10 protein-coding genes are annotated in these 13651 nt (G+C 66.0%); 5 read left to right on the top strand and 5 right to left on the bottom strand.

The window, feature by feature from the left end; genetic code table 11:
* Positions 1 to 152: 152 nt before the first annotated feature.
* Positions 153 to 854 (bottom strand): response regulator transcription factor, encoded by a 702-nt coding sequence (locus tag E0L17_RS02080; protein ID WP_353652931.1) that lies wholly within the window; start codon positions 852 to 854, stop codon positions 153 to 155.
* 262 nt (positions 855 to 1116) lie between these two features.
* On the opposite strand from E0L17_RS02080, the gene E0L17_RS02075 reads away from it, so the two are divergent.
* From E0L17_RS02075 to E0L17_RS02055, 5 genes are all read left to right on the top strand, one after another.
* Entirely contained in the window at positions 1117 to 2265 is a 1149-nt protein-coding gene (locus E0L17_RS02075) for an ABC transporter substrate-binding protein (RefSeq protein WP_206108958.1), read from the top strand.
* Positions 2266 to 2424: 159 nt separating this feature from the next.
* The gene (locus tag E0L17_RS02070) at positions 2425 to 3369 is read left to right on the top strand and encodes an ABC transporter permease (RefSeq protein WP_167929633.1); all 945 of its coding nucleotides are present in this window, start codon (positions 2425 to 2427) and stop codon (positions 3367 to 3369) included.
* Positions 3366 to 4187 carry an ABC transporter permease gene (locus tag E0L17_RS02065; RefSeq protein ID WP_167929620.1) on the top strand — a complete coding sequence of 274 codons (822 nt, stop codon included), beginning with the start codon at positions 3366 to 3368 and terminating at the stop codon, positions 4185 to 4187. Before E0L17_RS02070 ends, E0L17_RS02065 begins: the two co-directional genes overlap by 4 nt.
* A gap of 12 nt (positions 4188 to 4199) precedes the next feature.
* Positions 4200 to 5231 carry an ABC transporter ATP-binding protein gene (locus E0L17_RS02060; protein ID WP_167929619.1) on the top strand — a complete coding sequence of 344 codons (1032 nt, stop codon included), beginning with the start codon at positions 4200 to 4202 and terminating at the stop codon, positions 5229 to 5231.
* A 116-nt stretch (positions 5232 to 5347) separates the two neighbouring features.
* Positions 5348 to 6334, top strand: coding sequence for a CehA/McbA family metallohydrolase domain-containing protein (locus tag E0L17_RS02055; protein ID WP_167929618.1), 987 nt, complete (start codon positions 5348 to 5350; stop codon positions 6332 to 6334).
* Positions 6335 to 6409: 75 nt separating this feature from the next.
* Here the strand turns inward: E0L17_RS02055 and E0L17_RS02050 are convergent, their stop codons facing one another.
* The 4 genes from E0L17_RS02050 to hydF all read right to left on the bottom strand — a co-directional run bounded on the left by E0L17_RS02050 (position 6410) and on the right by hydF (position 13548).
* Positions 6410 to 7255: a PHP domain-containing protein gene (locus E0L17_RS02050; protein ID WP_167929617.1), complete on the bottom strand. Its 846-nt coding sequence runs from the start codon at positions 7253 to 7255 to the stop codon at positions 6410 to 6412.
* A gap of 259 nt (positions 7256 to 7514) precedes the next feature.
* Positions 7515 to 10733: a carbamoyl-phosphate synthase large subunit gene (gene carB / locus E0L17_RS02045; RefSeq protein WP_167929616.1), complete on the bottom strand. Its 3219-nt coding sequence runs from the start codon at positions 10731 to 10733 to the stop codon at positions 7515 to 7517.
* Entirely contained in the window at positions 10734 to 12002 is a 1269-nt protein-coding gene (carA, locus tag E0L17_RS02040) for a glutamine-hydrolyzing carbamoyl-phosphate synthase small subunit (protein WP_167929615.1), read from the bottom strand.
* Between the two features lie 310 nt (positions 12003 to 12312).
* Positions 12313 to 13548, bottom strand: coding sequence for a [FeFe] hydrogenase H-cluster maturation GTPase HydF (hydF, locus tag E0L17_RS02035; RefSeq protein WP_167929614.1), 1236 nt, complete (start codon positions 13546 to 13548; stop codon positions 12313 to 12315).
* Between the last annotated feature and the right edge of the window lie 103 nt (positions 13549 to 13651).

Here is a 13651-nt window from a genome sequence, read left to right as displayed (position 1 = left end):
TGAGCTCCTTTCTAGAGGCCGCCTCCCAGTCTGGCAGGCAGACCTTTAGAAACCGTGAGCCAAATCTAAAGAAACCTTGAGGGTGAGACAAAGGGGACGGGTTCATTTGTCTCATGTACCCCAATGAGACAAATGAACCCGTCCCCTTTGTCTCACGCGAGCTTGAAGCCCATGCCCCAGACGGTCTTGACGTAGTCGTCCGTATCCGTCTCACGCAGCTTCGCGCGAATGTTTGAGACATGAACCGCCACCGTGGAGTCGTCGCCGGCAAAGGGCTCGCCCCATGCAAGCTCGAAGAGCTCCGATTTTGAGAACACGCGGTTGGGTCGGCGGACAAGCGCCTCCAGAATGTTGAACTCGATCTTGGTGAGCGAGACCGCGCCGCCCTTCTCGCCGGGCTCTCCCGGTGCAACCACAAGCGTGCGGGCCTCCGGGTCGAGCGCCCAACGGCGCCAGCGCAGAGCCTCTCCCGCAGGAGCAGCGTCACCGCGGTGGCGCAGCTGGACCTCCACGCGCGCGGCGAGCTCGTCGAGGTCGAAGGGCTTGGTGAGGTAGTCGTCCGCGCCAAGGCGCAGCAGGTCAACCCTGTCGGCCGCCGTCGTTCGCGCGGAGATCACAATCACGGGTGTCGACGCGCCCTGCCCTCGGATGAGCCCCACGAGCTCCTCGCCCGTCGCGCCGGGCAGCATGAGGTCGCTGATGACAAGGTCAAACGCCGCGTCCTTCTCGCCCAGCAGAAGGCGCGCCTCGGAGCCGGAGAACGCCTGTGTCACCGCATGACCGTCGCGCGCCAGACGCGTTGCCACGACGTCGTTGATCGCCGCGTCATCCTCTATGACCAGCACCCGCGCCACGGCAACCGCCTTTCCGCCACAATCTAAACCTCTGAAATGGTAGCGCATGCGCAGTGATTCAAAAGGGGTCTGTCCCCTTTTGAATCATCAGGCACGTGTAAACAACGCCCGCAGCCCGTTAAAAGCCAAGTAAAGTCCCGTCAGCGCTGTGCAAGAACTCCCCCACCGCACGCAAAAAGCCCGCGAGCGAGCCATATCGTGAGCCGCGGTTTGAGTCCTGCGGCATGGGGCCGCGGACACCTCAAAGATGAGGGGAGCTCTTGTGAAGAACAGCGTCACCAACGCGCACGCCATGTCGCGCAGGTCGTTCCTCGGCATGCTCGGTCTCGCAGGCATCGCCTGCAGCGCCGGCCTGGGCCTCACCGGCTGCGAGGACAGCGCCGCCCCCGCCGCGGAGGCCGTGGACTACAACTCCATGTCCCTGGACGACATCATCGCCCAGGCCAAGGAGGAGGGCCAGATCAACTCCGTGGGCATGCCGGACACCTGGGCCAACTGGGTCGGCACCTGGGACGACATCGAGGAGAAGTACGGCATCACGCAGGCCGACCAGGACATGTCCTCCGCCGAGGAGATCGCTATGTTCAAGCAGGAGGGCACCGACGGCACCAAGGACATCGGCGACGTGGGCCAGCAGTGGGGCCCCACGGCCGAGGCCGAGGGCGTGACCCTCAAGTACAAGACCAGCTACTGGGACGAGATTCCCGACTGGGCCAAGGACGACGACGGCGACTGGGTCGTGGGCTACTACGGCACCATGTCCATCATCTCCAACGACGACCAGGTACCCAACCCGCCCACGACGCTCGCCGAGCTCGCTGAAGGCGACTACAAGGTCTCCATCGGCGACATCACCGCGGCCGCTGCCGCCCAGCACGCGGTTCTCGCCATCGCCGTTGCCCTTGGCGGCGGCCTCGACAACATGCAGCCCGCCTACGACTTCATCACCAAGATCGCCGAGGCCGGCCGCCTGGACGTCTCCGACGTCTCCGTCGCCCGCCTGGAGAGCGGCGAGGTGGCCGTCGGCCTCAACTGGGACTACAACTCCCTCAACTACCGCGCGCAGATCCTGCAGAACAACCCCGACGCCAAGTTCACGGTGAGCATCCCCACCGACGGCTCCGTGCAGTCCGGCTACGCAACCATCATCAACGCCAACGCGCCTCACCCCGCAGCGGCCTGCCTCGCCCGCGAGTACATCCTCTCCGACGAGGGCCAGGTCAACCTCGCCCGTGGCTACGCCACGCCCATCCGCAGCTCCGTCGAGCTCCCGGAGGACGTCAAGGCTCTGCGCCTCCCGGACGAGCAGTACGGCGACCAGGTCCAGTCCATCGACTACGACAAGTGGACCGACGTCACCAACGAGCTCGTGACCTGGTACCAGGAGAACATCATCCCCATCCTGGGCTAGTCGCCAAAAGGCGCCGCTCGCCCACAAACCGCAGACGGCGCACCGGGCGGCCTCAGGGCCGCCCTCTTCTTAGCGGTCCTTCTCGCCACGCCTGGCGAGAAGGACGAGCAGCCAAACCCAACAGCAAGCGACAACGTCAAAGGAGGTACCGTGGCAGACATGTCACAGGCGAGCGCCACGCTCACCGTCAGCGAGGCCACCCTAGGCGCGGCAAGAGAGCCCGCCCGGGCCGCCTCCGCCTCGAAGAAGCCCCACAAGAGCAAGAAGTGGATAGGCTACGCCGCCTTTATCCCCTTCTTGCTCGTCATCATCGGATACGAGCTTCTACCGCTCGGTCAGCTCGTCCTGGACAGCCTCGTTGGCAAGGAGTCGGGCACGCTCGGCCTGGAGAACTTCGTCAAGGTCTTCACCACCCCGCTCTACCAGCAGTCGATCATCAACAGCGTCTGGATCAGCGCCGTCTCTGCCATCGTGGGCATCATCGTCTCGTTCCTCGCGGCTCGATTTGCCTACGAGTCGAGCCCGCGCGTGCGCAACGCCTTCACGATGGTCCTCAACATGATGTCCAACTTCTCCGGTGTTCCTCTCGCCTTTGCCTTCATGATCCTCATGGGTAACTCGGGAGTGCTGACCATCCTCGGCGAGCGCTGGGGCATCCCCTTTCTCGCGGACTTTGACCTCTACACCGGCGAGGGGCTCATGGTCCTCTACATCTACTTCCAGATCCCCCTCGCCACGCTCCTGCTCCTTCCCGCGTTCAGCGGAATCCGCAAGGAGTGGCGCGAGGCCGCGACGATCCTTCAGGCCACGCCGTTTGACTACTGGTTCAGGATCGTCATCCCCAACCTCATGCCCTCTATTCTCGGCACGCTCTCGGTGCTCTTCTCCAACGCGCTCGCCGCGTACGCCACGGCCTTTGCCGTCGTCATGAACAACTACGCGCTGCTGCCGCTGCAGATCACGTCCAAGTTCAAGGGCGACGTCCAGATTGACACGGCCACCGGCGGCGCGCTTGCCGTCGTGCTCATCATCCTGATGGTGGTCTGCACCCTCGTAAACAACTACTTCACCAAGCGTGCGTCGAAGGGTCGTGAGGTCATATGAGTTCCAAGGCTAAGGCCGCAAGCGCCGCACCGGCCCAGAAGACGCCGCTCGCCGCGCGCATCTTCCTGGGCGCCTGCGCGCTCTACCTTCTTGTCCCGTTTCTCACCACGCTCGTCTACTCCCTCTTCGTCGAGTGGACCGACGTCCTTCCCTCCGGCTTCACGCTGCGCAACTACGCCGAACTCTTCACCAACTCGACGTTCTGGCTCTCCATCGGGCGCACGCTGGTGCTGTGCCTCGTGAGCGTAGCCATCACCATCGTCCTTCTCCTTCTGGCGATGTACGTCGTGGTGGCGGTGAACCGCAGGCTCGGGCGCTTCATGCAGTTTGTCTGCATGATCCCCTACGCGCTCCAGGGCGTCATCCTCTCCATCGGCATCATCTCGCTCTACACCGGCACTGGCACGATTCTCTCCAACCGCATGTTCATGCTGTTTGGCGCCTACACGATCCTCGTGCTCCCCTACATCTACCAGGGCATCAGAAACGCGCTCAACGCGATCGACGCCAACATGCTCATCCAGGCGGCCGAGATGCTCGGCTGCGGGCGCTTTCGCGCCTACGTGCAGGTGGTCCTGCCCAACATCGTCTCGGGCATCCTCGTCTCGAGCCTGCTCGCGGAGAGCATCGTGTTTGGCGACTTTGTCCTCGCCAACAACATCGCCGGCACCAACTACCAGAACATCCAGGTGTTCCTTCAGGCCAACATGGCGCGCTCGAGCGGCCTCTCCAGCGCCATCGTGGTCATCATCTTCGTCGTTGTCGCCGCGGTCACCGCAATCGTCCTCAAGCTCCAGCGGAGCTCACAGAACAGGTAAGGAGTAGCCAAGATGGCCTACATTGAATTCAAGGGCGTGGTCAAGCGCTTTGGCGACAACACGGTCCTGGACCACATCGACTTTGGCGTCGAGAAGGGCGACCTCGTCACGCTGCTCGGCCCCTCGGGCTGCGGCAAGTCCACGCTGCTGCGCTGCCTCTCCGGCCTGGAGAGCGTCACCGAGGGCAGGATCGTCCTCGACGGGCGCGACATCACGGACGTCCCTGCCAGCAAGCGCAACATCGGCATGGTCTTCCAGCAGTACAGCCTCTTCCCCAACATGACGGTCGAGCAGAACGTGGCGTTTGGCCTTAGGATGAAGAAGGTCCCAGCCGAGAAGATCCAGCAGAAGGTCGCGGACGCCATCGCCATGGTCGAGCTCACCGGCAAGGAGAAGGCCTATCCCGCGAGCCTCTCCGGTGGCCAGCAGCAGCGCGCCGCGCTGGCGCGCTCCATCGTGACCGAGCCCTCCGTTCTCCTTCTTGACGAGCCGCTCTCGGCGATCGACGCCAAGCTGCGCAAGGCGCTGCAGTCCCGCATCCGCGAGATCAACCAGGAGCTGGGACTCACCTCGATCTTTGTCACGCACGACCAGGACGAGGCCATGGTCATGTCCGACGTGATCCAGCTCTTCCACGACGGGCGCATCGAGCAGGCTGGAAGCCCGGTTGACGTCTACACCAAGCCGGTCTCCGAGTTTGCCGCAAGCTTCATCGGAAGCTACAACCAGCTCGACGCCGCCGTGTTCTCCGAGGTCACCGGTGCCATGGTGCCCGCCGGCCACGTCGTTGCCATCCGTCCCGAGACCATCGGGATCCAGAAGGAGGCGCCCGCTCACACCGATGGTGCCTACGTCGTACGCGGCACCGTCCAGGACAGCACCCCGCGCGGGAACGTCCTGCGCTACACGGTCAAGACCGGTCCGGCGTGCCTTCGAGTCGACGTGCTCTTCCGCAGCTTCCACATGTTCGACAAGGGTGACGAGGTCTACCTCGTGCTCCCCGAGCACGACTGCCTCGCCATCCCGGAGAGCAACGCGGCCTAGAGGACAGAGGCGCGGCTATTCCGTCAGGTTCTTCTCGTCTGTCCTTCTCGCCCACCCCTGGCCCGTGCGCCCCCTCCCTCCCTGGCGCACGGGCCCCCCATAGACTAAGGAGCATCATGGCGTTTTGCGACCAGACCTGCCTTTCCGAGGGACTTCCCCGCTTCAAGGGCAACCTCCACAGCCACACCACCAACTCCGACGGCTGTCTCGCTCCCGAGCAGTCCGTAGCCGCCTTCAGGGCGCATGGCTACTCGTTTCTCTGCCTCTCCGAGCACGACCTCTACACCGACCTCTCGGGAGAGTTTGACTGCGAGGACTTCATCATCCTGCCCGGGCTTGAGGCGTCGGCATACCTCTACGCGGACGAGAGCGAGGGCGTCAGGCTGCGCTGCCACCACATGCACGGCATCCTGGGCACGAGCGAGATGGTTGCCTCCGCACCCGAGCGCTTTTGCCACATGGAGCGTCTTGAGCCCATCCGCCGTCACGGCACCTGGGACGGCGCCGCGGTTGCGGAGGAGCTTGCCGAGCGACTAAGGCGCCGTGGCTGCATCATCACCTACAACCATCCAATTTGGAGTCGCGTGGAGGCGGACGACTTCTGCGACGCCGAGGGGTTCTTTGCGCTCGAGGTATTCAACTACAACACGGTGAACGAGTCGGGCAACGGGTATGACGTCACCTACTGGGACACGATGCTGCGACGGGGACGACGAGTGCTCGGCTTTGCCTCGGATGACAATCACAACGAGGGGAAGTTCGACGACGCCTTTGGCGGCTGGGTCGTGGTATGCGCTCCCGCGCTCTCGCGCGACGCAATCGTACGCGCGCTTCTTGCCGGCGACTACTACTCGAGTTCCGGGCCCGACATCATCAACTGGGGCGTGAGCGATGGTCGCGCGTGGGTTGACTGCAGCCCGTGCGAGCGCGTGAACCTCATCGCCGGCGGACCGGTGGGCGCCGGCGAGACCGTGATCGCACCAGAGGGGGCTCCCCTCACGCATGCCGAGTTTGCCCTACGCGGAACCGAGACCTACCTGCGGATTGAGTGCGTCGACGAGCGCAGTCGGACAGCCTGGTCAAACCCCATCTTTGCCGACTAGCCGGGTGGGTTGGACAGACTCTCGCGACGGCGCGTCCGCATACCGGCTGAGCCTCACGGCTTTTGTCATGGGCTATTACTGCAGCGGCATGGACTCCCAGGTGCCGTCGGCGCGCGGCACATCCAGCGAGCGATAGCCAACGTCCCACGCGTGCGCGTACGCCTTGCGGATGCCGTCGCACATGTCGGTGGGAACGTGCGCGTCGGAGCCAACGGTAATGGGAACGCCGGCCTGACAGAAGCGCTCAAGCAGGCCGCGCGAGGGGTAGTAGTCCCCCACCCCCTTGCGCCATCCCGCCGTGGAGAGCTCCACGCGCCTGCCGGTGTCTCGCGCGCAGGCCACCATCTCGTTCCAGAGCGGGGCGAGGTCAATCGTAGCGGCAAACCCCTCGTTGCGCATGCGCTCGGGCAGATCCGGGTGCGCCATGGTCGCAAAGGGCAGGGGGCTCTCGCAGGCACGGCACCAGGCGTCAACGTAGCGACGCCAGACCTCGTCCGCTCCCAGCTCGTTCCAGATTGTCATGTTTGACGTGTCGTCGATCCACGCGCCATCGTCGACGGTGCCCAGCCAGTGAACGCTGCCCAGGAGCACCTGCGCGCCGGCGCTCCAGCGAGCGACGTTGTCCTCGCAGCCGGGGTACCAGTCCGCCTCAAAGCCCAGAATCATCTCGAGCTCGGGATGGGCGTCGCGCGCCATCTCCCACTCACGTCGATACGCAGCGAGGTCTCCCTCCACGACCTGCACCTGACCCACCGGGTCCATCGGCCCCGACGGAAGCGTGAGGTGATCGGTCGACACGAGGACGGAGCAACCCGCCGCCACGGCGGCGCGGGCGTTCTCCTCGAACGTGCCGACGCCGTCAGAGTGGCGTGTGTGCGTATGGCAATCGACAATCGAGCCTGGCTTGAGCGGTTCTGCCATGACCGTCCTCCGTCTGTATTCCCCCTGCCGGAAAATAAGGGAATTTGGTTTCCTTAAAGAAAATCGCCAACTGCGGTTTCTTTGACCAAGAGGGCATTTTAAACAAACCAAATTCCCTTAATTTTAGCCCATGCCGGTTAGAGCTCCGTAAGGGCGGGCAAATCGGCCCAAGAATAGGGCCGCCGGGCAGGAAACCCGGCGGCCCAAATGATTCAAAAGGGGTCTGTCCCCTTTTGAATCATGTCCCCTTTTGAATCACCTACAGGTCCTGGAGGGCGTTGACGGAGAGCGGACCCTCGCGCAGCGCCGCGATGGCCTGCACCAGCGCAACCGCGCCGGACATGGTAGTGGCCATGTCGATGCCGCGGCTCACGGCCTCGCCGCGCATCTTGGTGCCGTCGCCGCGGGAGCTGTGGCCCTTGGGCGTGTTGATGAGGAAGGAGATCTTGCCGTCCGCCATGAGGTCGAGGATGTTGGGCGAGCCCTCGGAGATGGGCTTCACGACCTCGCACGGGATGCCCGCGGCACGCAGCGTCTTGGCGGTGCCGCGCGTGGCGAGCAGGTCGTACCCAAGGTTGCGCAGCGACAGCGCGACAGGCGCCACGGAGCGCTTGTCGCGGTCACAGACCGAAATGAAGACGTTGCCGGACTGCGGCACGTCGTACTCGATGGCCTCGCGCGTCTTGGCGTACGCCTTGGGGAAGGTGACGTCGAGACCCATGACCTCGCCGGTGGACTTCATCTCGGGGCCAAGCGTGACGTCGGCGCCCGGGAAGCGGCTCCACGGCATGACGGCCTCCTTGACCGCGTAGTAGCCGAGGTCGCGTCCCTCCTCGGGAAGCCCGAGGTCGGCGATCTTCTCGCCGCTCATGATGCGCGCGGCGCACTTGGCCAGCGGCACGCCGGTGGCCTTGGACGAGAAGGGCACGGTGCGGCTCGCGCGCGGGTTGAGCTCGATCACGAAGACCTGCTCGTCGCGGACGGCGTACTGCACGTTAAGAAGGCCCTGGATGTGGCAGGAGAGCGCCAGGCGACGCGTGGTCTCGCGTACCTTCTCCACCAGGCGATCGGAGAGCGAGAAGGGCGGGAAGCAGCAGGCCGAGTCGCCGGAGTGGATGCCGCACTCCTCGATGTGCTCGAGGACCGCGCCCACGTAGCACTGCTCGGTGTCGCAGAGGGCGTCCACGTCGAGCTCGATGGCGTCCTCGAGGAAGGCGTCGAGGTAGACGGGGTGGTCCGGGGAGACCTTGGTGGCCTCCTCCATGTAGCTCACGAGGTCGTCGTCATCGTAGACAATACCCATGCCGCGGCCGCCGAGCACGTAGCTCGGGCGGACGAGCAGCGGGTAGCCCACGCGGCGCGCCACGGCCTTGGCCTCGTCCACGGTCTCGGCCGTGCTCGAGGGCGGGTAGGCGATCTCGAGGCGGTCGAGCAGGCTCGCGAAGCGGTCGCGGTCCTCGGCGAGGTCGATGGCCTCGGGCTGGGTGCCCATGATGGGGACGCCAGCGGCCTTGAGGCGCTTGGCGAGGTTGATCGGGGTCTGGCCGCCGAGCGTGACGATCACGCCCACGGGCTTCTCGACCTCGATGACGTTCATGACGTCCTCGAAGGTGAGCGGCTCGAAGTAGAGGCGGTCGGAGGTGTCGTAGTCCGTGGAGACGGTCTCGGGGTTGCAGTTGACCATGACGGTCTCGTAGCCCTTGGCCGCCAGCGCGTAGGCCGCGTGGACGCAGCAGTAGTCGAACTCGATGCCCTGGCCGATGCGGTTGGGGCCGGCGGAGAGGATGACCACGCGGGGCTTCTCGGCCTCGTGGAACTCGGTCACGCCGCCCTTCTCGTAGGTGAGGTAGTGGTAGCTCGTGCGGGCCGCGAACTCGCCGGCGCAGGTGTCGACGGTCTTGATGCACGGGCGCACGCCGAGAACCTCGCGCACGGCGCGCACGGTGTCCTCGCGCTGGTTGGTGAGGTAGGCGAGCTGCGCGTCGGAGAAGCCCAGCTGCTTGGCGGCCATCATCGTGTCCGCATCGAGGCCGGCAAGGCCCTTCTCGGCGATGACGCCCTCGGCGGTCACGATGTCCTTGATGCGGTTGAGGAACCAGTGGTCGATCTTGGTGAGGTCAAAGACGCGCTCGACGGTCCAGCCGCGGCGCAGCGCCTCGGTCACGTAAAGGATGCGGTCCGGCGTGGGCGTGGCCACGCGGTGCTCGAACTCCTCCTCGGAGAGACCCTCGAAGCTGTCGCTGCCGTCCGCGCCGAGGCCGGCGTGCCCCTGCTCGAGGGAGCGCATGGCCTTCTGCATGGCCTCCTCGAAGGTGGCGCCGATGGACATGACCTCGCCCACGGCCTTCATGCGCGTGGTGAGCGTGTCGTCGGTGCCCTTGAACTTCTCGAAGGCGAAGCGCGGGACCTTGACCACGCAGTAGTCGATCGACGGCTCGAAGCAGGCCGGCGTCTCGCGCGTGATGTCGTTCTCGATCTCGTCGAGCGTGTAGCCCACGGAGAGAAGGGCCGCCATCTTGGCGATCGGGAAGCCGGTTGCCTTGGAGGCAAGGGCGGAGGAGCGGGAGACGCGCGGGTTCATCTCGATGACGATGACGCGGCCGTCATTGGGGTTCACGGCAAACTGCACGTTGGAGCCGCCGCAGGCCACGCCCACGCGCTCGAGGATGGCGAGCGAGTAGTCGCGCAGGCGCTGGAGCTCGAAGTCGTTGAGCGTCTGGCACGGGGCCACGGTGATGGAGTCGCCGGTGTGGACGCCCATGGGGTCGAGGTTCTCGATGGAGCAGATGACGACGCCGTTGCCCGCGGAGTCGCGCATCACCTCCATCTCGATCTCCTTCCAGCCCTCGACGGACTGCTCGACAAGCACCTCGCTCTCGGGCGAGAGGGCGAGGCCCTGCTCCGCGATGTGCACGAGGTCGTCGTGGTCGTAGGCCATGCCACCACCGGCGCCGCCGAGCGTGAAGGCCGGGCGCAGGACCACGGGGTAGCCGAGCTCGTCTGCGATCTTCTCGCACTCCTCGACGGTGTGCGCGATGCCGGACTTGGCGACCTCGAGGCCGATGTCGCGCATGGCGTTGGCAAAGAGCTCGCGGTCCTCGCCGGTCTCGATGGAGTCGACGTCGCAGCCGATGACCTCGACGCCGTACTTCTCGAGGATGCCCGCCTTGCCGAGGGCCACGGCGCAGTTGAGGCCCGTCTGACCGCCCATGTTGGGCAGCAGCGCGTCCGGGCGCTCCTTCTCGATGACCTTGGTCACGGACTCGACGGTGATCGGCTCGATGTAGGTGCGGTCGGCGGTCTCCGGGTCGGTCATGATGGTGGCCGGGTTGGAGTTCACGAGGACGACCTCGTAGCCCTCCGAGCGCAGGGCCTTGCAGGCCTGGGTGCCGGAGTAGTCGAACTCGCAGGCCTGGCCGATGACGATGGGGCCGGAGCCGATGATAAGGATCTTCTTGATGTCGGTGCGCTTGGGCATCTAGAAGCGCCTCCCCTCGCGGACGTCGATGGCGAGGTAGTCGTCCTCGCCGCGCATGAGCTTGGCAAACGCCGAGAAGGCGTACGTGGAGTCGTTGGGGCCGGGCTTGGCCTCGGGGTGGTACTGCATGGAGAAGGCCGGGATGTCCAGGAACTGGATGCCCTCGGGCGTGCCGTCGTTGAGGTTGACGTGCGTGAGGCGCACGCGGCCGTACTTCTCGGTCATGACGACGGGCGCCACGTGGCGGCGGGACCAGAAGCGCAGGTCCTCGTCGGCGGGGTGCTCGGTCACGCCGTCGGAGAGCTCGGGCACGAGCGGGCCGAAGGACGAGAAGACCGGGCCGTAGTTGTGGTTCTGCGCGGTGATCTCCACCTTGCCGGTGAGCAGGTTCATCACGGGCTCGTTGCCGCCGTGGTGGCCGTACGGGAGCTTCTCGATCTGGGCGCCGGCCGCCATGGAGATGACCTGGTTGCCGAGGCAGATGCCAAAGACCGGGAGCTTGCCGAGGCACGCGCGCACGGCGTCGACCACGGGCGGAACGCTGACCGGGTCTCCGGGGCCGTTGGAGAAGAACACGCCGTCGGGGCTCATCTCGAGGACCTTCTCGGCGGGCGTGTCCCACGGCACGACGGTGACCTCGCAGCCGGCGGCGGAGAGGCGCTTGCCGATGCCCTTCTTCTCACCGCAGTCGTAGGCCACGACGTGCAGGCGCGGCTGGCCGTCGGCGTCCTGGCCGGGCACGACGTAGGGCTCCTTCGTGGAGACGTCGGCCACGTAGTTGTGGTCGGCGATGGCCGGCGACGCCTTGACGCGCGCGACGAGGCTTTCGGGGTCGAGGTCCGTGGTGGAGATGGCCGCCCTCATGGCGCCGCCCTCGCGGATGGCGATGGTGAGCGCGCGCGTGTCCACGTCCTCGATGGCCACGACGCCGTTCTGCGCGAGGAAGTTCGGGAAGGTCTCCACGGACTGCCAGTTGCTCGGCGTGTAGCACATGTCGTGGACCACGAGGCCGGCCAGGTGGAGCGGGTCGCCCTGCATGTCCTTCTCGTTGATGCCGTAGTTGCCGATCTGGGGGTACGTGAGCGTGACGATCTGGCCCGCGTAGGACGGGTCGCTCACGATCTCCTGGTAGCCGACCATCGAGGTATTGAACACGATCTCGCCGAAGGTCTCCCCCTCGGCGCCGGCAGAGCGCCCAAAGAAGTACATCCCGTTCTCGAGCGCGAGAAGCGCCTTAGGATGCCTGCCGTCGTCAACCAGTAGGTTCACAGCAACACCGCCCTTTCGTCGTGCGCCCAGGGGCAAACTCGCAGCTACAAAAAACGGAGCACCCGCCGCGGGGCGGAGACTCCGAATAAGGCAGCTGCGATTAGGTTGTGGACGCCTTTTCGGTCTCTCGTACCGTCTTAAAGGTCATGGGACAGTATAGCCGGAAACGCGTTCACCGTGTTGCGACATAACGCATTCGCAAAAAACGCGAGTTACGGTTTGGGGACGGGTTATTTCTCCCAGAGACTTTGGGACAGGCCGAGCCCGGCCTGTCCCAAAGTCTCTGGGAGAAATAACCCGTCCCCAAATGCTAGCCGTCCAGCGCCGCGAGCGCCTCCGGGAAGGGGGCGAGGCTGCGGCGCAGGATGCCGTGCATGTGGGCGATGGCGACGCCGTAGTTGGTGAGCGGGACGCCCTGCGCCGCGGCTCGGGCCTGACGGCGCCGCATTTCGCGGGCGGTGAGCGTGCAGCCCCCGCAGTGGACGACGGCGGCGTAGGGCGAGAGGTCGTCGGGGAAGTCCGCGCCGCTCGTGAAGGAGAGCCCCAGCTCGGCGCCGGTGTGCGCGGCAAGCCACGCGGGCATCTTGACGGTCCCGATGTCCTCGCACTGGCGGTGGTGCGTGCAGCCCTCGCTTATGAGGACGCGGTCGCCGTCGCGCAGGCGGTCGAGGGCGGCCGCGCCCGCGACGGCGAGCGCGAGGTCGGCCTTGTAGCGCAGCATGAGTATCGAGAACGACGTGAGCGGCACCGCATCGGGCACGACGCGCGCGACGGGCCCGAACGCCTGGGAGTCCGTGACCACCAGGGCCGGAGGGGCGGCGAGCGAGGCGAGAGCGCGCGTGAGCTCCGTCTCTCGGCAGACCACCGGCACGCATCCGGCGTCGAGGAGGTCGCGGATGGTCATCTGCTGCGGCAGGATGAGGCGGCCCCCGGGCGCGGACGCGTCGATCGGGCAGACGAGGACCACGACGCTCCCCGGGCGCACGAGGTCCGCGACGATGCGCCGCCCGCGCCCCTCGGGCCGGGCCAGGCGCGCGAGGCGCTCCTTGAGCTCGTCGACCCCCTCTCCCGTCAGGGCGCTCACGCCGACCGCGCGTCCCGCGAGGCCGGGGTCCTTCTCGCCGAGCGCGAGAAGTCCGGCCCGGGCGGAGGCGCGGTCGCACTTGTTCCAGGCGACGACGTATGCCATCTGGCGAGCCTCGAACTGCCGCACGAGCTCGCGGTCCGCGGGGGCGAGCCCGCGCTCCCCGTCCACCACGAGCACCGCCGCGTCGCAGCTCGCGAGCGTTCGCAGCGAGCGCTCCACGCGCTTGGCGCCGAGCGCGCCCTCGTCGTCGATGCCCGGGGTGTCCACGATCACCACGGGGCCCAGCGGCAGGAGCTCCATGGCCTTCCTGACCGGGTCCGTGGTGGTGCCGCGGACGTCGGAGACCACGGAGAGCTCCTGGCCCGTGACGGCGTTCACCACGCTCGACTTCCCCGCGTTGCGCACCCCGAAGAAGGCGATGTGCGCGCGCTCGCCCGACGGCGTCTCGTTAAGCCCCATCTCTCCTCCATTTGGGGACGGGTTTTTTCTCTCAGAGATTTTGGGACAGGTCCCGACGGGCCGCTCGCGGGACCTGTCCCAAAATCTCTGAGAGAAAAAACCC

The organism is Olsenella sp. SW781 (assembly GCF_012027725.1).
GTDB lineage: Bacteria > Actinomycetota > Coriobacteriia > Coriobacteriales > Atopobiaceae > Thermophilibacter.
Note: the sequence above shows the minus strand (reverse complement) of the source record. Positions and strands in the feature narration are given on the sequence as shown.